Source organism: Roseovarius sp. (genome assembly GCF_965277045.1).
Lineage (GTDB): Bacteria > Pseudomonadota > Alphaproteobacteria > Rhodobacterales > Rhodobacteraceae > Roseovarius.
The window spans coordinates 417197-439481 of the sequence record NZ_OZ255712.1; the positions used below are offsets into that span (position 1 = coordinate 417197).

At 65.9% G+C, this 22285-nt stretch carries 22 protein-coding genes; 15 read left to right on the forward strand and 7 right to left on the reverse strand.

Annotation, left to right across the window (positions count from 1 at the left end):
* Positions 1-74 precede the first annotated feature (74 nt).
* The 5 genes from ACQY4V_RS02055 to ACQY4V_RS02075 are packed head-to-tail and all read left to right on the forward strand — an operon-like array spanning position 75 to position 5491.
* Positions 75-1667, forward strand: a complete 1593-nt coding sequence (locus ACQY4V_RS02055; RefSeq protein ID WP_428515282.1) for an ABC transporter substrate-binding protein — start codon at positions 75-77, stop codon at positions 1665-1667.
* 21 nt (positions 1668-1688) lie between these two features.
* Positions 1689-2627: an ABC transporter permease gene (locus ACQY4V_RS02060; RefSeq protein WP_428515283.1), complete on the forward strand. Its 939-nt coding sequence runs from the start codon at positions 1689-1691 to the stop codon at positions 2625-2627.
* A 1-nt stretch (position 2628) separates the two neighbouring features.
* The gene (locus ACQY4V_RS02065; RefSeq protein ID WP_428515284.1) at positions 2629-3507 is read left to right on the forward strand and encodes an ABC transporter permease; all 879 of its coding nucleotides are present in this window, start codon (positions 2629-2631) and stop codon (positions 3505-3507) included.
* A complete protein-coding gene (locus tag ACQY4V_RS02070) occupies positions 3507-4535 on the forward strand; it encodes an ABC transporter ATP-binding protein (protein ID WP_428515285.1) in 1029 nt (342 codons plus the stop codon). The genes ACQY4V_RS02065 and ACQY4V_RS02070 overlap by 1 nt, the downstream gene beginning before the upstream one ends.
* Entirely contained in the window at positions 4532-5491 is a 960-nt protein-coding gene (locus ACQY4V_RS02075; protein WP_428515286.1) for an ABC transporter ATP-binding protein, read from the forward strand. The genes ACQY4V_RS02070 and ACQY4V_RS02075 overlap by 4 nt, the downstream gene beginning before the upstream one ends.
* A 16-nt stretch (positions 5492-5507) precedes the next feature.
* On the opposite strand, the gene ACQY4V_RS02080 is transcribed toward ACQY4V_RS02075, so the two are convergent.
* Complete coding sequence (locus ACQY4V_RS02080; protein ID WP_428515287.1) at positions 5508-7943, reverse strand: GcvT family protein; 2436 nt, start codon at positions 7941-7943, stop codon at positions 5508-5510.
* A 227-nt stretch (positions 7944-8170) separates the two neighbouring features.
* Between ACQY4V_RS02080 and ACQY4V_RS02085 the strand changes: the two genes are divergently transcribed.
* Positions 8171-9652 carry a trimethylamine methyltransferase family protein gene (locus ACQY4V_RS02085; RefSeq protein ID WP_428517330.1) on the forward strand — a complete coding sequence of 494 codons (1482 nt, stop codon included), beginning with the start codon at positions 8171-8173 and terminating at the stop codon, positions 9650-9652.
* Here the strand turns inward: ACQY4V_RS02085 and ACQY4V_RS02090 are convergent.
* Positions 9643-10638 carry a LysR family transcriptional regulator gene (locus tag ACQY4V_RS02090; RefSeq protein WP_428515288.1) on the reverse strand — a complete coding sequence of 332 codons (996 nt, stop codon included), beginning with the start codon at positions 10636-10638 and terminating at the stop codon, positions 9643-9645. The genes ACQY4V_RS02085 and ACQY4V_RS02090 overlap by 10 nt on opposite strands.
* A gap of 227 nt (positions 10639-10865) precedes the next feature.
* Here ACQY4V_RS02090 and ACQY4V_RS02095 point away from each other — a divergent pair, with 227 nt between their 5' ends.
* The 5 genes from ACQY4V_RS02095 (at position 10866) to ACQY4V_RS02115 (ending at position 13578) form a co-directional block, all read left to right on the forward strand.
* Entirely contained in the window at positions 10866-11663 is a 798-nt protein-coding gene (locus ACQY4V_RS02095) for a sterol desaturase family protein (protein WP_428515289.1), read from the forward strand.
* Between the two features lie 75 nt (positions 11664-11738).
* Positions 11739-12110 carry a hypothetical protein gene (locus ACQY4V_RS02100; RefSeq protein ID WP_222449334.1) on the forward strand — a complete coding sequence of 124 codons (372 nt, stop codon included), beginning with the start codon at positions 11739-11741 and terminating at the stop codon, positions 12108-12110.
* A gap of 66 nt (positions 12111-12176) precedes the next feature.
* On the forward strand, positions 12177-12362 hold the full coding sequence (locus ACQY4V_RS02105) for a hypothetical protein (protein WP_428515290.1): 186 nt from the start codon (positions 12177-12179) through the stop codon (positions 12360-12362).
* Positions 12359-12664: a DUF6166 domain-containing protein gene (locus ACQY4V_RS02110; protein WP_428515291.1), complete on the forward strand. Its 306-nt coding sequence runs from the start codon at positions 12359-12361 to the stop codon at positions 12662-12664. Before ACQY4V_RS02105 ends, ACQY4V_RS02110 begins: the two co-directional genes overlap by 4 nt.
* 224 nt (positions 12665-12888) lie before the next feature.
* A complete protein-coding gene (locus tag ACQY4V_RS02115) occupies positions 12889-13578 on the forward strand; it encodes a GntR family transcriptional regulator (RefSeq protein ID WP_428515292.1) in 690 nt (229 codons plus the stop codon).
* On the opposite strand, the gene ACQY4V_RS02120 is transcribed toward ACQY4V_RS02115, so the two are convergent.
* The 5 genes from ACQY4V_RS02120 to ACQY4V_RS02140 form a co-directional block, all read right to left on the reverse strand.
* Positions 13568-14701, reverse strand: a complete 1134-nt coding sequence (locus ACQY4V_RS02120) for an FAD-dependent oxidoreductase (protein ID WP_428515293.1) — start codon at positions 14699-14701, stop codon at positions 13568-13570. The genes ACQY4V_RS02115 and ACQY4V_RS02120 overlap by 11 nt on opposite strands.
* Entirely contained in the window at positions 14691-16007 is a 1317-nt protein-coding gene (locus tag ACQY4V_RS02125) for a TRAP transporter large permease (RefSeq protein WP_428515294.1), read from the reverse strand. Before ACQY4V_RS02125 ends, ACQY4V_RS02120 begins: the two co-directional genes overlap by 11 nt.
* Before the next feature lie 3 nt (positions 16008-16010).
* A complete protein-coding gene (locus tag ACQY4V_RS02130; RefSeq protein WP_428515295.1) occupies positions 16011-16526 on the reverse strand; it encodes a TRAP transporter small permease subunit in 516 nt (171 codons plus the stop codon).
* A 76-nt stretch (positions 16527-16602) separates the two neighbouring features.
* On the reverse strand, positions 16603-17682 hold the full coding sequence (gene dctP / locus ACQY4V_RS02135; protein WP_428515296.1) for a TRAP transporter substrate-binding protein DctP: 1080 nt from the start codon (positions 17680-17682) through the stop codon (positions 16603-16605).
* Positions 17683-18036: 354 nt separating this feature from the next.
* A complete protein-coding gene (locus ACQY4V_RS02140; protein WP_428515297.1) occupies positions 18037-18867 on the reverse strand; it encodes a LysR family transcriptional regulator in 831 nt (276 codons plus the stop codon).
* Positions 18868-18972: 105 nt separating this feature from the next.
* Here ACQY4V_RS02140 and ACQY4V_RS02145 point away from each other — a divergent pair, with 105 nt between their 5' ends.
* From ACQY4V_RS02145 to ACQY4V_RS02160, 4 genes are read left to right on the forward strand one after another with little or no spacing between them, the layout of a single operon-like run.
* A complete protein-coding gene (locus ACQY4V_RS02145; protein WP_428515298.1) occupies positions 18973-19572 on the forward strand; it encodes an amino acid synthesis family protein in 600 nt (199 codons plus the stop codon).
* Positions 19544-20332: an alpha/beta fold hydrolase gene (locus tag ACQY4V_RS02150; RefSeq protein WP_428515299.1), complete on the forward strand. Its 789-nt coding sequence runs from the start codon at positions 19544-19546 to the stop codon at positions 20330-20332. The genes ACQY4V_RS02145 and ACQY4V_RS02150 overlap by 29 nt, the downstream gene beginning before the upstream one ends.
* A complete protein-coding gene (locus tag ACQY4V_RS02155; RefSeq protein ID WP_428515300.1) occupies positions 20329-21240 on the forward strand; it encodes a flavin reductase family protein in 912 nt (303 codons plus the stop codon). Before ACQY4V_RS02150 ends, ACQY4V_RS02155 begins: the two co-directional genes overlap by 4 nt.
* A gap of 2 nt (positions 21241-21242) precedes the next feature.
* A complete protein-coding gene (locus ACQY4V_RS02160; RefSeq protein WP_428515301.1) occupies positions 21243-22277 on the forward strand; it encodes an LLM class flavin-dependent oxidoreductase in 1035 nt (344 codons plus the stop codon).
* Positions 22278-22285: the final 8 nt, after the last annotated feature.

Below are 22285 nucleotides of genomic sequence, written 5' to 3' on the forward strand. Positions count from 1 at the left end.
TCACTTTTCGCGCCGGGATCGTCCGGCGCCGAACACGAAAGGCCGAAACGGCCAAATAACTGGGAGTAATTAGAATGACCGATCACATGACCGCCAACAAACCCGGCATCGGGCGTCGCGCGTTCCTGCGCGGGGCCGCCGCGACGGGCCTCGCCGCCACCACCATGCCCTTGGGCTCGCGCATCTGGGCGCAGTCGGGCAAGGTGCTGCGCGTCAGTTCCTATGCCGATATCGACGCGCTCGATCCCGGCTTTTACCAGAACGGCTATAACGTCGACGTCATGAACTGCATCTATTCCAAGCTGGTGCGCTATGTGCCCGGCCGTGAATGGGAGTGGGAGCTGGAGGCCGCGGAGTCCATCGAGCAGGTCGACGACACGCACATCACCTTCAAGCTGAAAGAGGGGCTGATGTTCACCGGCGGCTACGGTGAGATGACCGCCGAGGACGTCAAGTTCTCGTTCGAGCGCGTGCTGGAGCATGACAGCCCGGTGAAGAGCGACTGGGGCCCGCTGGACCATGTCGAGGTGACCGGCAAATACGAGGGCACCATCGTTTTGAAAGAGCCGTTCCAGCCGTTGTGGAGCATCACGCTGCCCTATGGCACGGGGCATATCGTGTCCAAGAAGGCGGTGATGGAAGCCACGGAGAGCGGCGGCAATTTCGGGATGGAGCCGCCGGCCTTTTCCGGCCCCTACATCCTGGAAGCGTGGAAGCCGAACCAGTACGTGCACCTCGTGCGCAACCCCGACTGGAAGGGCGAGGCGCCCGGGTTCGACGAGATCCGGATCCTGCCGATGGACGACACCAAGACCGCCGAGCGCGCCTATGAGGCCGGCGACCTGGATTATACCGAGATCACGCTGTCGTCGCTGGCGCAGTATCGGGGCAACGTGCCCGCCAACACGGTGATCGAGGAATACCCGTCGCTGTACTATGTCTGGCTGGGCATGAACCTGGACAATCCCGCGCTGGGCGACGAGAACCTGCGCAAGGCGATCCAGCACGCGATCAACGCCGAGCAGATCATCGACGCGGCCTATTTCGGCGAGGCGGCCCCGGCGACCGGCATGATCGCCCCCGGCCTGCCGGGCCACCGCGAGACCCCGTCGGTTCCGGTGGCGGGTGACTTGGACAAGGCACGCGAATACCTGGAGGCCGCGGGCGGTCCGCCGGCCGAGCCGCTGACCATCGACGCGCTCAATGCCACGGTGTGGAAGACGATTGCCGAGGTGGTCCAGGCGCAGTTGGCGCAGCTCGGCATCCAGACGCAGATCAACGTGCAGGACTCGGGGTCTTTCTGGACGCTGGGCATGGAAAGCGAGGGCGAACGCTGGAAGGACATGCAGCTGGTGCTGAACCGCTTCTCGATGTTGCCCGACCCCTATTACGCGACCAGCTGGTTCGTGACCGACCAGGTCGGCATCTGGAACTGGGAGCGGTTCTCGAATGCGGAGTTCGACGAGTTGCACGCCGCCGCGCTGAGTGAGGCCGATGGCGAGAAGCGCGCCGAGATGTATCGCAAGATGCAGGACCTGATGGAGGCGACCGGGGCCTACAAGTTCATCACCCATGAAGGCACGCCGGTGATGTACCGCGAAGGTCTGGAGCCGGCGCTGCGGCCCGACGGGCGGCCCTTGTTCATCGACTTCGACGGCGAAGTGTAAGCCGACAGGAGACCGCGACCCGTGCTGTTATACGCCTCCCAAAGGCTTGTCCTTTCGGTCGTGATCGTGATGGTCGCGGTCTCTATCCTGACGCTCATGCTGCACGTGGTGCCGGGCGACCCGGCGGTGATGATCCTGGGCCCCCGCGCCACCCCGGAGCTGATCGAGCAGACGCGCGAGGCCATGGGGCTGGACAAGCCCCTGCCGGTGCAGATCGTCACGTTCTTCGGCAACATCCTGCGCGGTGACCTCGGCCAGGACGTGTTCACGGGCCGCGAAGTGTCGCAGATCGTGTTCGAGCAGTTGCCCTATACGCTGATCCTGATCACTGTCTCGATCCTCTGGGCCGCGGTGCTTGGCATCGCGCTGGGCTGCTACTCGGCGCTGCGGCGCAACACGTGGCTGGATACGCTGACCGGGGTGCTGTCGGTCGGCACGATCTCGATCCCGGCCTTCGTGATGGCGCTTTACTCTGTGCTGGTCTTCGCGGTCTGGCTGCAATGGCTGCCGGCGATCGGCGCGGGCGAGGGGTTCTGGGACCGGGTCACGCACCTGATCCTGCCGTCCTTTGCCATCGGGGTGTCGTGGGTGGGCTACGTGTCCCGGATCGTGCGGGCCTCGATGCTGGAGGTGATGGGACAGCCGCATGTGCGCATGGCGCGCGCCTATGGCCTGCCGGACGGGTGGATCACCCGCTCGCATATCCTGAAGATCGCGGTGCAGCCCGCCGTGACCCTGATCGGCACGGGCGTGGCGCATCTTTTCTCGGCGGCGGTGTTCGTCGAGGTGATCTTTGCCCGGCCCGGGATCGGCGCGCTGATCGTGCAGGCGGTGAACGAACGCAACTATCCCATCGTGCTGGGCGCGGTTTTGGTCACCACTGGCATCATCGTGCTGGCGACGCTGATCTCGGACCTGGTGATCGCCTGGCTGGATCCGCGCCAGCGGGAGGACATGTGACATGACCGACGTCACGCAAGAGGCCGTTTCCGAACCCGGCGTGATGAGCCGGACCTGGCGGGTTCTGTCGGCCAGCCCGACCGGCCTGATCGGTTTCGTGCTGGTGGCGCTGATCGTCGGCTCGGCCATCTTTGCGCCGTGGATCGTGCCCTATGATCCCGCCGCCATCATGACCGGCCCGCGCATGGCGCCGCCCTCGGCCGAGCACTGGCTGGGCACCGACAATATCGGGCGCGACATCTTCAGCCGGGTCATCGCGGGCGGGCGTATCGCGATGCTGGTCGCCGCAGCCTCGCTGGCGGCGGCGCTGAGCATAGGGCTGCTTCTGGGATTGATCGCGGGGCTGGGGCCGCGCTGGCTGGACAATATCCTGCTGCTGATCTTCGACGCGCTGCGCTCTTTTCCCACCATCGTTTTCGGCCTGGCGGTGGTGACCATCATCGGCCCGAGCCTGTTCACGGTGATGCTGGTCGTGGCGATAACCTCGGTGCCGATCTATGCCCGCATCGTGCGGACCCAGACGATGGCGCTGAAGAATGCCGAGTTCATCCTGGCCGAGCGCGCGATGGGGGTGGGCACGCCGCGCCTTTTGTTCGTGCATGTGCTGCCCAACGTGCTGGGCCCGCTGCTGATTCTGGCGTCGATGGACGTGCCGCTGGTGATTGCGACCGAGGCGGGCCTGAGTTTCCTTGGCATGGGGGTGCGGCCGCCGACGCCCTCCTGGGGCGTAATCCTGAACGACGGCTACAATTTCATCCGCAACTCGCCCTGGCCTGTGATCGGGGGGTCGATCCCGATCATCCTGGTCACGCTTGGGTTTACCTTCATGGGCGAGGCGCTGCGCGACATCTTCGATCCCAAGCTGAGAAAGGCCGGCTGATGGTATCCAGCGTTGCGACAGAGCCGGACCGGCAAACGGAAGGCGGCACCGAGTCGCTGGTGCGGATCGACGGGCTGTCGGTGGATTTCGCCACGCCTCGCGGGGCGATCCATGCGCTGCGCGACATCACGCTGGACGTGCCCCGGGGCAAGGTGCTGGGTCTTGTCGGGGAAAGCGGGTGTGGCAAGTCCACGCTGGCCTATTCGCTGATCGGTCTTCTGGCCGAGAATGCGCGGATCGCGGGCGGGCGGATCGACATGGATGGCCAGAACCTTGCGCATTTGAAGCCGAGGGAGTGGCGCGCGCTGCGGGGCAAGCGGATCTCGATGATCTTTCAGGATCCGATGACGTCGCTCAACCCGGTGACGACCATCGGCCAGCAGATGATGGACATCCAGTATCGTGAAAAGGGCGGGCGGGCCGAGAAGCGGGCAAGGGCCATCGAATTCCTGGAGCAGGTGCAACTGCCGGATGCGGCGTCGAAGCTCGATGCCTATCCGCATCAGCTGTCGGGCGGGATGCGCCAGCGGGTGTGCATCGCCATGGCGCTGCTGACGCGGCCCGACCTGTTGATCGCGGACGAGCCCACGACGGCGCTGGATGCCACGCTGGAGATGCAGATCGTCACACTGCTGCGCGAGTTGCAGGAGAAGTTCGGCTGCTCGGTCCTGTTCGTGTCGCACCACCTGGGGACGGTGGCCGAGCTGTGCGACGAGGTGGCGGTGATGTATGCGGGCGAAGTGGTGGAGCGGGGCAACGTGGCGCAGGTGTTCCGCGACCCGTGCCACCCTTACACGCACGCGCTGTTCGAGTGCGACCCGGCCCGCATCCGCGAGGCGACGCGTCGGCTGCCGACCATTCCCGGCACCTTGCCGGACCTGCGCCGTCCGCCCGCGGGATGCGCGTTTCGCGCGCGCTGTCCCAAGGCGTTCGAGCGCTGCAAGACCGAGCACCCGCCGCTTTACGATGCCGGCGGGGGGCAGGCCGCGCGGTGCCACCTGAACGATCCGGCGGAGGACAGGGCATGAGCCTTCTGGAAGTCGAGGACCTGCGCATCCGATATGCGCGGCAGGGGCGTCTGAAGGCCGCGCTGCGCCGCGAGCCATATGATTTCGAGGCGGTGTGCGGCGTGTCCTTCACGCTGGGCGCGGGCGAGACGCTGGGGCTGGTGGGCGAAAGCGGCTCGGGCAAGTCCACCATCGCGCGCACGCTGATCGGGCTGAAGAAACCCTCGGGCGGGTCGATCCGCTTTGACGGGGCGGAAATATCGGACGCCTCGGCCCGCGAGTGGGCGCGCCTGCGCACCGACATGTCGATGATGTGGCAGGATCCCGTGGGGTCGCTGTCGCCGCGGCTGACGGTCAAGTCGCTGGTGACGGAACCGCTGCGCATTCACGGGCGGCCCGCCGGGCGCGACGAGGCCGAGCGCCTGCTGGGCCTCGTGGGGCTGCCGGCCGAATTTGCCACGCGCTATCCGCATCAGTTGTCGGGCGGGCAGGCGCGGCGCGTCGGCGTGGCGCGGGCGCTGGCGCTGGACCCCAAGCTGCTGATCGCCGACGAGCCCACGGCGGGTCTCGATATGTCGGTGCAGGGGGAAGTCCTGAACCTTCTGGCCGACGTGCAGGCCCGCAGCGGCGTGGCGATCGTGATCATCACCCACAACCTGAACCTGGTGCGGCATGTCACCGACCAGATGGCCATCATGTACCTGGGCCGGTTCGTCGAGAAAGGCCCGACAGACCAGGTTTTCGCCCATCCGCGCCATCCTTACACCAAGGCGTTGCTGGCCGCGAACCCCGAGCCCGACCCCGATGCGCGGCACGAGCGGGTGGCGTTGGAGGGCGAGGTGCCGAGTCCGGTGAACCGGCCCTCGGGCTGCGATTTTCACCCGCGCTGCCCCTGGGCGCAGGCCACTTGTGCCGTGACCGAGCCAAGCTGGACCGACGAGGACGGGCGCGGGCACAGGTGCCTTTTTCCGCTTTGAGCGCCGCGCGGGTCTCCTAACCGCGCGGAAGGCGCATTTCGGGGTCGTAGGGGCACGGGTCGATCACCCGCACGGGGATCATCTCGCCGCACATGTCCACCTCGAACGTGGTGGCAGGTTGCGTCAACGCGGGGGAGACGAAGCCGTAGGCGAGGTTCATGCCCACGCGATATCCCCACGCGCCCGAGGTGACGGTGCCGACGACCCGACCCTCGTGCATGAGCGAGGCGCCGGGGTGGGCCGGTGCGTGGGTCGCATCGACCTGGAGGGTCACCAGACGTTTGCGCGGGTCGGTCGTGCGGCGGCGCTCCAGCGCGGCTTTGCCGACGAAATCCGGCTTGTCGGGTTTGACGAAGCGGTCGAGCCCGGTTTCGAACGGGTCGAACTCGGTCAGCAGATCCGCCTTCCAGTGCAGGAAGCCTTTTTCCAGCCGCATGGACTCGACCGCACGGGCGCCGAAGAGGCGCAGGCCATGCGTCTTGCCGGCCTCGCGCAAGGCCAGGTAGGCGGCATGGAGCGAGGCGTTGGGCACGTGGATTTCATAGGCAAGCTCGCCGGAAAAGCTGACCGACATCACGGTGGCGGGGGCGAAACCGATGAAACATTCGCGCACCGACAGCCACGGGAACGCCGCCGCCGACCAGTCGACCCGGCTGACCGCCTGCATGACATCGCGCGATTTCGGCCCGGCCAGCACCAGGATGGTCTGATCGTTGGTCAGGCTGCGGATCTGCACGTCGTCGCCCGCGCGCAGATGCATTTGCAACCAGTCCATGTCATGAAACTCGCAGGCCGCCGCGGAGCCGTACCAGGCCCGCGCCGAGCCGCGGTCGGAGGCGGGCAGGTTCGCCACCGTCGCCTCGGCCTTGATCATGCCGTGATGGTTCAAGAGATACCCCAGCCCGACGCGGCCGTCGCGGCGGGGCACCGTGCCGCAGATCATGCGGTCGAGAAAGGCGTGACGGTCCGCGCCGGTGATCTCGAGCCGGTTGAAGCCGCTGACCTCGCAGAGGCCTACGGTCTGTTGCAAATTGCGGACCTCGGCGCCGACGATGTCGAACGCCTCGTCGAAATCGAAGCCCAGGGTGGGTTGGAACGCCGCTTCGGGCTTGATGTAGTCCACCCGCTCCCACCCGTTGACCACGGTGAACGCGGCCACTTCGGCGGCCAGCACCGGGGTCAGCGGCGTCGTCTTGGCCGGGCGGCCGGCCGGGCGGTGCTCGTGCGGGAAGTGAAAGCGGAATTCGTTCTGGTAATCCTCGACCGCCTTGCGCGACGTCAGTTCGACATTGGCGTGGCCGGTAAAGCGGCGCGGGTCGAGGCACCAGGTGTCATAGCACGCCTCGCCATGCACGATCTGCTGGGCGAGAAGCCAGCCATGGCCGCCGCCTTCGCCCAGTCCCGCGCGCAGGCCGATGATGCAGAAGGCGTTGCGCCTGGCCGGAACGGGACCGACCAGAGGCGCGCCGTCGATTGTGTAGGTGATCGGGCCGTTGACCACGCGCTTGATGCCGACCTCGGCCAGGACCGGCATCCGTGCAAAGGCGCCTTCGAGGACGTCCATCACCCGGTCGAGGTCGTCGGGGCAAAGATCGTTGGAAAAGCCGGGGCTGATCCCGTCCATGCCCCATGGCTTGCAGTTCTGTTCGTAGAAGCCGACCAGGAGGCCGCCCTTTTCCTGGCGGGAATAATAGTCCGAGATCGGGCAGCGCAACAGGGGCATCCGGTGGCCGGCTGCGGCAATGGCGGGGATATCCTCAGTCACGAAATACTGGTGTTCCATGGACGCGACGGGATGGTGCACGCCCATCATCGCGCCCACCTCGTTCACGCGGTAGCCGCAGGCGTTGACGACGATATCGGCGTCGATCTCGCCCTTGTCCGTCTCGACCGTCCAGGTGTCGTCGGCCTTTTGCCTCAGGCCAGTCACCGCGGTCTGGCGATAGACCTCGGCCCCCGCCCGGCGGGCGTGGAAGGCCAGCGCCTGGCACAGTTGTGCGGGGTCGATATCGCCGTCCTCGCCATCCCAGAGCCCGCCCAGCAGGTTGTCGGTGGAGATAAGAGGATGGCGGCGGGCGCATTCGGTGGCGTCGATCACCTCGAAGGTGACCCCCATGCCGCGGGCCATCGACGCGAAATGGCGGTACCCCTGCATCTGTGCCTCGGTATTGGCGAGCCGGATGCCGCCGTCGCCGTGGTGGTAGCCCACCGGGTAATCGGGGTCGTCGCGCAGTGTCTTGTAGAGCGCGATGGAGTGAGATTTCAGGCCCACCATGGTCTGGTTCATGCCGAAATTCGTCACCTGCGCCGCCGAGTGCCACGTGGTGCCCGAGGTGAGCTCGTCGCGCTCGATCAGGACCACATCGCTCCAGCCTTCCCGGGTCAGGTGGTAGAGCGTGGAACAGCCGGCGATGCCGCCGCCGATGACCGCAACCCTGGTGCGCGATTTCATGATCGGTCTCCGTCGTTTCATGCATCGCGACTGGGGCGCGAATTGTCCCCGGGGACAAGCGAATCTTCAGAAGTTCGAGAACATCGGAACAGAAATGCGAAGATTTCGGAAGCGTCACCCAAAGCCTTGTGGAGATTGCACGATCCTGCCCAGATCGGCCCTGGCTGACCTCATTGAAAGCGTAAATCGTGGCGGATAGGACCAAACGTGCCGGACGCGTGGAGCGCATGGCGAAGCGCCGTGCCAAGCCGGTGTTCGATCCCTGTCCGCCCGGTCAGCCCGGCGGGGCCTACACGCCCCTGACCGAGGCGGAGCTGAACGCGATCTACGACACCGCGCTGGCACTTCTGGAGCGGCTGGGTCTTGGCGAGGTGCCGGAGCGGCTGCGGGGCGATCTGTTGCGCGTCGGGGCGCAGGAGGGCGAGAGACGGCGCATCCTTTTCCCGCCGACGCTGGTGCAGGAGGCGGTGGACCATGCTGCCAAGACCTTCGTTCTGCACGGGCGCGACCCGGCGCGGTCCATCGAGGTGGGCGGCAACCGCGTGCATTTCGGCACCGGCGGGGCCGCGGTGCAGACGCTGGACCTGGACACGCACCTCTATCGTCCGGCGACGCTGGCCGACCTGCATGATTTCACGCGTTTGCAGGACACGCTTGCCAATGTCAGCTGGTACACAAGGTGTTGCGTCGCGACGGATGTGCCCGACAATTTCGATCTGGACGTGAACACCGTCTATGCGCTGTTGCGCAACACGACGAAACCGACCGCGACGTCCTTTACATTGGCCGAACACGTGGCGCCGATTGTCGAGATGCTGGATATCGCGGCGGGCGGTGCGGGGCGCTTTTCGGAACGGCCCTTCCTGAAGGCGCATATCAGCCCGATCATTTCGCCGCTGCGGTTCGGCGCCGATGCGGTCGACGTGGTATATGAATGCATCCGGCACAACATTCCGATGTCGTGCATCACGGCGGCGCAGGCCGGGGCCACCGCGCCCGCGACGATGGCGGGGTTCCTGGCGCAATCATTGGCCGAGACGCTGGCCAGCCTGGTGATGGTGCACGCCATCCGGCCGGGCTATCCGATGGTGTTCTCGAACTGGCCGCTGGTCATCGACCTGCGCACCGGCGCCTTTGCCGGGGGCAGCGGCGAGACCGCGCTGCTGAACGCCGCTTCGGCGCAGCTGTCGAACTGGCTGGGTCTGCCGTCGGGGGTGGCCTGTTCGATGACCGACGCCAAGGCGATCGACGCGCAGTACGGCATGGAAAAGGGGCTGACCTCGATGGCCGCCGCGTTGGCGGGGGGCAACCTGATCTACGAAAGCTCGGGCATGACCGCCTCGCTTCTGGGGGCCAGTTTCGAGGCGTTCGTGCTGGACGACGAGATGCATTCCCACACCTATCGCGCGCTGCGGGGGATCGAGGTCAGCGAGGCCAACCTGGGCTTTGACGCAATCGTGGACGCCGTGCTGGGCGACGGGCATTTCCTGGGCGGGCAGCATACGTTCGCGGCGATGGAGCGGGATTATTTCTATCCCGCGCTCGCCAATCGCGACGAGCCGCGCAGCTGGGCGCAGAACGGGGCGAAGGATGCCTGGAGCGTTGCCAACGCCCGGGCGCGAGAGATCCTGGAGACGCACCGGCCCGAATACCTGACGCCCGAGCAGGATCGTGCCATCCGGCAGAGGTTCAACATCCTTTACGGGTGATCCCCAGCGGTGCCGTCGACAAGGCGGAACTGGTCTTGCAGCCACGGGGTGCTGGCCACAAGGGGCTGGATCACGTGCGTGTCGAGCGCGTGGCGCAGCCGGGCCTCTACGGTGTTCAGCACCGAGCGCGAGCAGTCGGGCGTCGTGATCATCGACAGCGTCCGTGAAAAACGCCTGCCCGGAAAGGGCTGCATCCTCAGCCGTGGCTGGAACCGCTTGGCGCGGGAGAACAGGAGCGGCGTGGTGATCGTCCAGCCCGCGCCGGCGGCGACCATCGCCATCAGTGTCTGGTTGCTGCCGCATTCGAACTTGTGCGGCAGGCTGAGCCCGACCCGGCGCAACTGCGCCTCGATCTGGCGGGCGATGATCAGGTCGCTGGAAAATTGCAGGAACGGCAGGCTGAAGCCGTCCTTCAGCACTTCGGACACGGGTGGCGCCCTGTCGGCGGGCAGAACGATGACGAACGGGTCGCGCAGCACGGGCCTGTCCTGAAGGTCGCGCAGACGGTCGGGTGGTGCAGTGGCGATGCCGAGGTCCAGTTCCCGGTCGCGCAGCTTTTCGATGATCTCGCGGCTGGTGGCGGTGTGGTAGAGAAAATCGCAGTCGGGCATCCGCTGCGACAGGTGGACGGCCAGGTCAGGGATGACATCGCTTTCCAGGTCCTCGATCGTGCCCAGCCTCAGGAAGCTGGCCTCGGCCAGGTCGCCTGCGGAGGCTTCGGCCTTGGCCTTGCGGATGGCGCGCAGGCCGATCTCGATATCGCGCAGGAACACGTGGCCTTTCGGCGTCAGGACCATGGGGCGACGGGCGTGGTTGAAGAGCGCCACGCCCAGGTGATCCTCTAGGCTTTGCAGGTGATGCGAGACGGTGCTGACGGACAGTCCCGCTTCGCGCCCAGCCTCGCGCAGCGACCCGGTGCGGGCGCAGAGCTGGAACACTTCCAGCCACCTGAGATTAAGTCCCTTGCTTGCTGCGGGCCTGGCCATGGCGAAACGTGTCCTGCGGCGTGATCCTGCCTGCAACATCCGTCATTCGGGAGGGCGGCGCCATTGGAAAACGCGACGGCCGGTGCGCTTGCCTTTCAAACACGGATACCCGGCAGACCATCGGGCGCCGCGTTCGGCGATTTTGACATCGTGGGGAGGGGCTTGCATTGACATAAACATATTTCTAATATATCAGACGAACGAAGTTGGTATATCGGAGGCTGACCATGGAACTTCAAGACACGAACATGACCGACCGCCAGCGCCAGTACCGGGCCAATTACCGGCAGCGCGTGGCAGGCTGGTATAACGGATTCCTGCACATCGTGATCATCTACACGATCGGGCTGACGGCGCTTTACATCTATACCGCCAACCTGAACCAGGTGACGCCGCTGGAATGGCTGACGGTGCCGTTGGTGTTCCTGTTCTGCAACTTCTTCGAGTGGTGGCTGCACCGCTACGTGATGCACCGGCCGTCGAAGAACCCGGTCGCCCGCGCGGTCTATAACCGGCACACCCTGCAACATCACCAGTTCTTCACCGAGGTGGAAATGCGGTTCGCGGACCAGAAGGATTATCGCGTGACGTTCTTTCCGCCCTATGCGCTGGCGGCCTTCACGCTGATTTCGATCCCCGGGGCGATCGTGATGGGCTGGCTGTTCACGGCCAATGTGGGCTGGCTGTTCATCGCCACCACGACCTCGATCTACATGATCTACGAGTTCATGCATTTCTGCTGTCACGTCGAGGATAACTGGTTCGTGCGCAACATGCCGTTCATCAACACCAACCGCCGCCACCACACGGCGCATCACGACCAGTCGCTGATGATGGAGCGGAACATGAACCTGACCTTTCCGATCATGGACTGGCTGTTCGGCACATCGGACCTGAACCGGGGCCTGATCGGGCACCTGTTCAACGGATACAACACCAGGCACGTCCGCAAGGACATGCGCAAGGTGTCGCGCACGCCGGTTCGTGAAAAGCAGGACCCGGCTCCGGCGACGCCCGCAGAATAAGGCGGGCCTTGCCCGGCCCCACACAAAGGGGCCGGGCGGCGCCACGACATCCAGAGGACAGGACGGAGCGACCCCATGGCCAATATCGAACCGAATATCACCGCCGCCTTCATCTTTGCGCTGTTTGCCTGCGTGACCAGCCTTGCCGCCATCGTGCTGACCGGGGTTTTCCCGCTGTCGACGCGGCCCGAACTGAAGCGGCCGCTGGGCTTTGCGCTGGTGGTGGCGAACTGCGTGCTGCTGGGCGCGGTGCTGTACCTGACCTTTGGCTTCGGCCTGAGCGAATTGCGCTGGACCAGCGTTGTCATCATCGCGGGGTTCGCCCTGTTGTTCATGCCTGGCCTGTTCAACGTCTGGCCCAGCCGCTGGCGTGACGGGACGATGGGCCTGACGGTGGTCCTGGCCGGGCTTGGCGCCTCGGCATGGACGCTGGCGGGCATGGCCTGAGGCAGGATCGCGGGTGCCGGAAAACCCGTTACGCACTATCAAGAGGAGGAGGCAAGGATGCCCGTCATGATCAAGATCGCGCTGTCCACGCTGGTGGCGCTCGCGGCCATCGGGGGATGGTTATACATGGGACACCTGGGACAGACCGGACCGCAATGGGCAATTGCCTTTCTCGGACCGTTCAGCGTCGGGTCGCTGTGGATCTTCCCGGAAGTGATGCGCTCGAAAGCCGATGCGCGGAGGAAGCCATGAAGACCTACCTGGGAGACCGGACGATCGACGGTGTCGTCGTGACCGTGGACGGCGAGGAGCTGCCGGATTACGCCGATATCTGCAAGTTCACCAACGCGGGTTTCGAATGGAGTTTCGAGGGGGTGGCGGCGACGCAGCTGGCGTTCGCGCTGATCTATGACGTGACCGGCGATGCGGGGCTGGCCAAGCGCCTGGCCGAGCCGTTCATGCGCGAAGTGACCGCGAATTTCGGCAACGACTGGGAAATGACCGAGGCCGATATACGGGCCGCCATCATCCACGTGCAGCCGGAGCAGGCGTGACGGGGCGACCGGACGGCCCGAAGACGGCAGGATGAGCCCGGAACGTGCCAGTGTTTCCCCGCCGCCGTGACGGCCTTTGCGGCGGGGGGCCGTACCGCGCGGCGCGGTGGCCTGCCGAGGATGCGCCCAAGCCTTGCGGCATGGCGCGAAGCGCCTTAGGTTTTCACATGGTGACAAAGACCCTATGACCGACCGCTATGGTCAAGGCCAAAGACAGGCAGAGTATGAACAAAGACACTGAGAGCGTGTTGGACAACGGCCCGCCGCGCGCGCGAAAGATCGACACCGTGACGCTGACCGACCGCGCCTACGAGATGATAGAGGCGCGGATCGTCGCGCTGGACCTGGAGCCGGGGCAGGTTCTGTCGGAGTCGCAACTGGTCGAGGAGTTGGGGATCGGGCGCACCCCGGTGCGCGAGGCATTGCAGCGGCTGGCGGCCGAGGGGCTGGTCGTGGTGATGCCGCGCCGCGGTGTCATGGTTTCCGAGATCAACATCGCCAAGCAGTTGCAACTGCTGGAGTTGCGGCGCGAGGTGGAGCGGCTTTGTGCCTGCAAGGCGGCGCTGCGCTCGACCGAGGCCGAGCGCGCGTTCTTCGCGGAACTGGCCGCGAGGCTGGCGGCGTCAGCCGAGGCGCGGGATTACGACGCGTTCATGCAACTGGACCTGGAGTTCAACCGCGCGGTGCTGGCCGCCTGCCGCAACGAGTTCATCGAACGCTCGATGCGGCGGATGCAGGGTCTGTCGCGGAGGTTCTGGTTTCAGAACTACCGCGTGGCGCTGGACCTCGAGCGCTGCGCCAAGCTGCATGCGGGCGTGGCGCAGAAGATCGCGGAGGGCGACGAAGCCGGCGCGGGCGCGGCGTCGGACCGGCTGATCGACTATATCTACGAGTTCACCCGCGCTACCCTTTGAAGCGCGGCGCGCGAAGCAGACGGCGGTATTTCCCGATAAAGAGATCGCGGCCCTTGGCCAGGCGCGTCAGTGCGTCGCCAAGGCCGCGCACCATGCCCGCATGGGCCAGCGGGGCTGGCAGGGGCAGGTGGCTGGCGCCGAGGCGCGGGCCGAGGGGGACGAGCACCGGGGCATCGCGCCACGGGCTGTAAGGCGACATGTGTTCGATGCGCTTTCCCTTGCCGGCCGCGCGCAGGGCTTTCGACAGGTAGGGGGCTTGCCGCAGGATGCCCACGATGGTCATCGCGTCGCCCGTTGCGGCCATGTCGCCGCCGGTGAAGAGCCCCGGCATGGCGCCCGGCGCCGGGCGGAGCCACGGGTCGGTCCTGACCCGGCCCGCGCTGTCGAGGCGCACCGTGGGGAGGGCGGAAAGAAGGTCGGTGCGGGGCAACGCGCCGAGCGCGGGCAGCACCAGGTCCGCCTCCACGATCCGCCCGTCGGAAAGAACCAGCGGGCCGTCCCGCGCGCCCTGGCCGGCGGCGAAGTCGTGACCGTTGCCTTGGGTGACGATCTCGACCCCCATCCGTTGCAGCCGGGTCAGAAGCGCCCGGCCCAGCCGGTCCGGCTGGTCCGGCATAGGGGTTTCGGCGGCTGAGACCAGAGTAAGCTGAATGTCGGGCCGGGCGGCGGCGATTTCGCCCGCAAGCTCTGTGCCGACCGCGCCCGCGCCGAGAATGGCGATGTGCCGGGCCCGGGCGATGCGGGCGGCGAGCGCCCGGTGTGTGGCGAGAAAGGATTCAAGGTCCTCGGCCGAGGATTTGAAGGGCAGGGCATAGGACGAGCCGGTGGCGACGAGCGTGACGTCGCTGAGGAGCGTCGTGCCGTTCGCAAGTGTCGCGCCATCGGGCTGAAGCCGCGCGACGCGGCCGGCCAGAACGCGACCGTGGCGCAGCAGGCCGTCATAGGGGATCGTCGCGGCGTCCAGAAGCGCGGGCTTGACCAGCGCGCGGATCATGGCGGGGGCGTGCAGGAAGGCCGGTTTCGGCTCGACCAGGGTGACATCCATCACCCGGTCGAGCCGGCGGGCCACGTCGCAGCCGAGATACCCGCCGCCGACGACAAGGAGGCGTGGCCTAGAAGCCAAGGACTTTTTCCGGCAGCCAGAGCACCATCTGCGGGAAGGCCATCACCAGCGCCAGCGTGAAGAGCTGAAGGATGATGAAGGGCACGACCCCCTTGAACATGTCCGGCATGGTGATTTCCGGCGGGGCGATGCCGCGCAGGTAGAAGATGGCCGGGGCCATCGGCGGCGACAGGTAGCTGGTCTGGATCACGATCAGGAACAGGATGCAGAACCAGACCGGATCGAAGCCGAGCTGCGTGACGATCGGAATGAAGACCGGCAGGAAGATCAGCAGGATCGAGATCCATTCCAGCGCGAAACCGGCGATGAAGACGATGATCAGGAACACCGCCAGCGTGGCCCATGGGCTGAGATCGGAGGCGGCGATCAGGTCGGTGGTCACGCGGGTGCCGCCGGCGCCGACGAAGACGCCCGAGAACATCGAGCCCGCCAGCAGGATCATGAGGATCATCGACGTGACCTTGACCGTGTTCAGCAGGGCAAGGCGCAGGGTCGTCCAGGTGAGCGTGCGGTAGACCGCCGCCAGGATCACGGACCCGAAGGCGCCCATCGCCGCCGCCTCGGTCGGGGAGGCGAGGCCCAGCATGATCGAGCCGAGCACGGCGAAGATCATCAGCGCCGCCGGCAGGAAGGCCGTCAGCGTGATCCAGAGCCGTTCGCCCAGCGTCGGCAGATATTCGTCCTCCGTGACGAGAGAGCCGTCCTGCGGGCGCAGGTAGCAGCGGCCCATGATGTAGACGACATAGAGCGTCGCCATGGTCAGGCCCGGGATGATCATGCCGATGAAGAGGTCACCGACCGAGACGTCGGCGATCGGCCCCATGATGATGACCACCACCGAGGGCGGGATGATCGTGCCCAGCGAGCCACCGGCGCAGATCGTGCCCGAGATGAGCCCCTTGTTGTAGCTGTGTTTCATCATCACCGGAATGGCCAGCAGGCCGACCACGGTCTCGGTCGCGCCGATCACGCCGGTGGAGGCGGCGAAGATCACGCACATGAAGATCGTGCCGACCCCCAGCCCGCCGGGCAGGCGGCGGGTCCAGATATGTACCGCTTCGAACAGGCGTTCGGCGATGCCGGACTTTTCCAGCATCGTGCCCATGAAGACGAAGAGCGGCACGGCGGCGAGCACGAAGTTGCCCGCGACCTCGTCGATCTTGTCGATGAACTGGTAGATGACGGTGTCGCCGAAGGTGATGTAGCCGAAAATCGTGGCGACGCCCATCAGCGAGAAGGCGATCGGGAAGCCGGTCAGCAGGATCAGCAGCAGGACCGGGAACATCCAGAGTGCGAGATATTCCATGTCTCAGACCTCTTTCGCGTCGGTTTCGGCAAGGACCTGGAGGCAGCCGAGCGCTTCGGCGATGGCTTGCAGCACCATCGCCGCGAAGGCCGTGAAGAACACCAGGTGGTAGGGCCAGACGACGGGGTTCCAGGCGCTTTCGCCGGAGCGTTCGCCCCATTCGTAGGCCTCGAGCGTGTAGTGATAGAGCGCGAAGGTCAGCCAGATGCCGATGGGCAGAAACAGCAGAAGGTATCCCGCCAGGTCGAGGGCGGCCTTGAGGCGCGGCGAGAAGCGGCAGGCGACGACGTCGATCCGGACGTGCTGGCCGTCCCGCAGGGCATAGGCGGAGCCCAGCAGGAACGAGGCGCCCATCGCCATGTACCCGATCTCGTAGGCCCAGATGGTCGGCTGGTTGAAGACGTAGCGCGAGATGACCTCGTAGACCGAGGCGAGGATCAGGGGCACGAGGATCAGGGCCGAGAAATATCCCAGAACACCACTGATCGCTCCGATGAAGCGGCGGATGGATGTGATCATGTCAGTGTTTCCTGTGGACGGCGCGGCAGCCCCGGACCCTGCATGGGCCGGGGCTGCGCCTGTCCGGTACGTGCGGTCAGTTGGACGAAGTAGCCTGCGGGGGCAGGGCCATCTTGCGATAGCTGTCGGCCTCGGACCAGTTGGATTCAAACTCGCGCTGCGAGGCGAGCACGCGCTCGAACCACTCGTTGCCCTCGGCCTGGCGGTCGGCCCATTCCATGCCGAGACGCTTGGCGGCGTCCTTGACCTCGTCTTCCAGCACGATGACCTCGTTGCCGTTCTCGCGGTAGAATTTCAACGCCTTGGCGTCCTCGTTTCCAAGGCGCATCCAGCTTTCGAACGTCACCAGTTCGGCGGCCAGCCTGACCATCTCCTGATCCTGCTCGGACAGCGCCTCCCAGGCGGCGTCGTTGATCACCAGTTCATAGGGTGCGACGGGCTGGTGCACGCCGGGCACGACGACGTACTTGGCGATCTGGTAGAAGCCGGGCGAGACGTTCTCGTAGAGCGAGCCCCATTCGGTGGCGTCGATCGTGCCGCGTTCGAGCGAGGTGTAGACCTCGCCGCCGGCCATGGTGACGGGCGAGGCGCCCAGTTCGCTGGAAATCTCCAGCCAGGCCCCGGCGGTGCGCATTTTGAGACCTTGCAGGTCCTCGAGCGTCGAGACGGGTTTCTTGGAATGCAGGAACACCTCGGCGGGGCGCATGAAGAGGGGCATGGAGACGAGGCCGAAGCGATCCTGGCGGAATTCGGTCCACAGCTCCTGTCCGCCGCCCTGGTAGAGCCAGTGCAGCATGCGTTCGCTGTCCATCGAGCCGGCGAAGCCGCCGAAGAGAACGGTGGTCTTGTCCTTGCCCCAGTCGTAGCCCATCCAGGTGTGGCCCACCTCGGCGACGCCGCGTTTCACGGTGGTGGAGACGTCGAGCGCCTTGCCCAGCGTGCCGGCGGGAAAGACCTCGATCTCGACGCGGCCTTCGGTCATTTGCGAGACGCGTTCGGCAAAGGCCTCGGCGCCCAGTTCCATCAGCGGCCCGCCGGTGACGGTCGTGGCCATTTTCCATTCGTGGTCCGCGGCGAGCAGGGCGCTGCTCATCAACGCGCCGGTCATTCCGGCGGCAAGCGCAACGGTCGCGATGCCTTTCTTGAACGGTGACATTTTGTTTCCTCCCTGTTTTCGTTTTTGCAGGCCGTTGGCCGCGAATCCTTCTGTTTCGAAAGGAAAAGTCGACCGAGGCGGACTCCAAACCGCACCGGGAACCTGCACTGCGGAGTCGTAGACGACTTTCGGTCGACGGTCAATATGCAATTAATACGTAGCTAATATGTCAGTTGAGTACATGCGGAAATCTTGAGCGAAATATGGGTGCGAGCGTCGTGCGGCGCGGCTTTGCGCGACGGCTTGCTTCAGGGGCAGACAAGGGGGAGAGGCCATCGACATCTCCGGGACGGTCCGGGACGGCGCGCTGGACCTCGGAACGTTGTTGACCTCAGGCGATCAAGCTTCGAAGGATCATCGCAGGATCAGGGCGCGGAAGGCGTCCGCCTCGGTCTTGTCGCTGGTGACGGAGAGATAATAGCCCTCCTGGCTTGGGATCGAGGCGGGATGTGCCCGGTCGACAAGCCCGGTGTGGATGGCGTCCCGGGTCATCCATTCATTCACCAGCGCGACGCCGTTGCCGTGAAGCGCTAGGTGCAGCGCCATGCCATACGTGTCGGTATAGATCGACGGCCCGGGCAGGGGCTCGACCTGCCTGGACCAGGCCTGCCAGCCGCTGGAGGTTCCGACGGTTTCGATGCGCGGCAGGTCGGAGATCGGGCCGTGCAGCGTCGGCGCTTTGACGGCGACGAGGCGGTTGGGCAGGATCGCCTCGGCCTCCGGGCCGGCCTGCTGGCCGGAGCCGAAGCGTATCTCGACATCCGCGCGTGTGGTGTGGAAATCATCCGGCCAGATCGCGCTGAGGATCCTGACCTCGACATCGGGAAAGCGCGCGCGGAAGCCCGGCAGGCGCGGTGCGATGATCCAGTGCGCGACACTGATCGAGGCGGCGACCGTCAACAGGTGTCGCGAGGGGCGCGTGTCCATGCCGACCATCGCATTGGCGAGGGCCTGAAGCGGTGCGCCCACTTCGGGCAGGAGGCGGCGCCCCGCATCGGTCAGGGCCAGCCCGCGCGCGTGCCGCACGAATAGCTGCACGCCGAGCCGCATCTCAAGCGACTTGACCTGTTGGCTGATGGCCGACTGGGTGAGGCCGATTTCCTCGGCCGCCATGGTAAAGCTGAGGTGGCGCGCCGCGGCCTCGAAGGAGCGCAGCCATCCGAGAGGCGGGAGTGATTTCGTCATTGGTCAAGCCAGCCATTAGTGTTTGTAATACCTAAGGGCATAATCCATTCGTTTGTCAAAAAATTCGGGGCTTTCTACCTTGGGACCAAAGCGAAAGGATGCACTGTGAGCCCGGAAATCAGGGAAATCGTGACCTTCGATGAAGAGGTCCTCATCGAGGGGTTTCGCGCCGCCAGCACGCCGTGGCGGATGTTCGCGGTGGCGGTCGTGCTGCGCAATCCGTGGGCGGGCCGCTTCGTCGAGGACCTGGCCCCGGAAATTCGCGCGTATGGGCCGGCGCTGGGCGAGATGATGACGGATCGAATGATCCGCCTGGCCGGAAGTGGCGCGGCGATAGAGGCCTATGGCAAGGCGGCGGTCGTGGGGCTGGACGGCGAGATCGAGCATGCCTCGGGCCTGATTCACACGCTGCGGTTCGGCAATTTCTACCGCGAAGCGGTCGAGGCCAGGTCCTATCTGGCGTTCACCAACACCCGCGGGCCCGCCAATGCGCCGATCATGGTGCCCTTGATGGACAAGAACGATGCCGGTCGGCGGTCGCATTACCTGACGATCCAGTTCGCCATTCCCGATGCGCCGCGAGCGGACGAAGTTGTCGTGGTGCTGGGCGCTGCCCTGTCGGGCCGGCCGCACCACCGGATCGGGGATCGCTACCAGGATCTGAAGGATCTGGGTCATGACGTCGACAACCCTGCCGCGGTCTGAGCGCGCGGGTCTTGCCGCGCTGGAGGCGGGGGCGGGGCGGCCCGTGGTGCTGCTGCACGGGGTCGGCCTGAACGCCGAGGCGTGGGGCGCGCAGATCGACGGGCTGAGCGGCGGCTGCCGGGTGATCGCGCCCGACATGCCGGGCCACGGGCAAAGCCGCCGCCTGAACGGGCAGCCGTCGCTGGAGGATTACGTGCAGGCCGTCTTGCCGTTGTTGGACAGCCTGACCGAGCCTGCCGTGATTGCCGGCCACTCGATGGGGGCGTTGATCGCGGTCGAGCTTGCCGCGCGGGCGCCCGCAAAGGTCTGCGCGGTTGCGGCGCTGAACGCGGTGTTCGAACGCGCGCCCGAGGCCGCGGCGGCCATTCGGGAGCGCGCCGGCCGCCATGACGGCAGGACGGTGCCGGACCCGACGCAAACCCTGGAGCGCTGGTTCGGGTCCGAGATGTCGCCCGAGCGTACGGCGTGCGACACGTGGCTTCGCACGGTGGACCCTGCGGGGTACAAGGCCGCCTACACCGCCTTTGCCTGCGCCGAGGCGCCGCGCCGCGATACCGTGCGTGCGATTGCGTGCCCGGCGCTTTTCGCAACGGGGGCGCTCGACCCCAACTCGACGCCGCAAATGTCACGGGCGATGGCCGATCTTGCGCCCGATGGCCGCGTCCTGGTGATCGAAGACGCGGCGCACATGATGCCGATGACCCATGCGCACCGCGTTCTTGGCGCCCTGGTGGGCCTGGCGCGGGAGGTCTGGCCATGACCTCCCTCGACAGTCGCGCGCTGCGCAGCGCCTTCGGCAGTTTCATGACGGGCGTGACGGTGGTGACGACCCGCGACGCCGCCGGACGGCCCGTCGGGTTCACCGCCAATTCGTTTTCGTCGGTCTCGCTGGAGCCTCCGCTGCTGCTGGTGTGCCCGGGCAAGTTCCTGTCGAGCTTCGACAGCTTTGCGGGCTGCACGCATTTCGCGGTCAATGTCCTGGCCGAAGGTCAGGAAGACGTTGCCACCACCTTTGCCAGCTACAAGGGCGACCGTTTCGCCCGGGTGGAACACGGCGAGGACGCGCTTGGCAACGTTCTGATCGACGGCGCGCTGTCGCGGTTCTCGTGCCGGACGCATGAGGTGATCGACGCGGGCGACCACGCCATCCTGATCGGCGAGGTGCAGGCATTCAGCCACGCGGGCGGGCGTGGATTGGGATATGCGGGAGGCCGGTTCTTCAGCCTGGGGCTGGAGCGCGCGGCGCTGGAACCTGCGGGCGGGGCGGCGCTCTGCGGCGCTATCATATCGCTTGGCGATGACGTGCTTCTGGAGAAGACCGACGCGGGGTTACGGCCGCCGCAGGTCGTCGCGCAGGATCATGAAAACACGCGCCAGCGGCTGGTGCAGGACCTCGCGCGTCGCGGACAGCCCGTCACCCTGGGGCCCGCCTATTCCGTGTTTCGCGACGATGCGGCGCAAAGCTCGTACTTTCTTGCGACCGCGACGGGTGCCAGCGAGGCGTTCAGCCGCTTCCCGGTCCGCGAGATCCCCGACGTGACATTCGCGTCATCCGCCATCCGAGACATGATGATGCGCTTCGCGGTCGAGACGCGGACGCGCAATTTCGGCCTTTACATCGGCGATGCGCGGCACGGCGACGTACACCAGCCATTCGAAAGGACGTAGCAATGGATTTCTCGCTGTTCGTACACATGGAACGGCTTGCGCCCGACCAGTCGCACAAGCAGCTCAATGCCGAGCTGATCGAGCTGTGCAAGATGGCCGATGACGCCGGGATGCGCGCCGTCTGGACCGGCGAGCATCATGGCATGGAGTTCACCATCGCGCCCAACCCGTTGATGTCGCTGGTGAATATTGCCCACCACACGAAGAATGTGAAGCTGGGGACAGGGACGGTGATCGCGCCGTTCTGGCACCCGATCAAGCTTGCCGGTGAGGCGGCGGCGGCGGACCTGATGACCGACGGCCGCATCGAGCTGGGTATCGCGCGCGGGGCCTATTCCTATGAATACGAGCGCCTGATGCCGGGGCTGGACGCGTGGGAGGCGGGACAGCGGATGCGCGAGCTTGCCCCGCTGCTGCCCAAGCTGTGGGCCGGTGACTGTGCCCATGACGGAGAGTTCTACAGCTTTCCCGCCACCACGGCCGCGCCCGCGCCGGTACAGGAGGGCGGGCCGCCGATCTGGATCGCGGCGCGCGATCCCAACAGCCATGAGTTCGGGGTGAAGAACGGGTTCAACATCCAGGTCACGCCGCTTTGGCAGGGGCTGGACGAGATCGTGACGCTGAAGCAACGCTTCGACGCCGCCTGCGACGGCCATGATGGCCCCCGGCCGAAAATCATGCTGCTGCATCACACCTATGTCGGCTCGGATGCCGGGGACGTGGCGCTGGCGGCGCGGGAATTGTCGCGCTTCTACTGCTATTTCGGCGCCTGGTTCCATAACAAGCGCCCGGTCGAGAAAGGTCTGCTTGCCCCCTTGTCGGAGGAGGAGATGGCGGCGAACACGCTGATGAGCCCCGAGAACATGGCGCGTGACCTGACTATCGGAACCTCCGATGCTGTGATCGAGAAGATCAAGAGGTATGAAGAACTGGGCTATGACGAGTATTCCTTCTGGATCGACAGCGGGATGAGTTTCGAACGCAAGCGGGCGTCGCTGGCGCGGTTCATCGAGACCGTCATGCCCGCCTTTGGATGAGGTGCAGA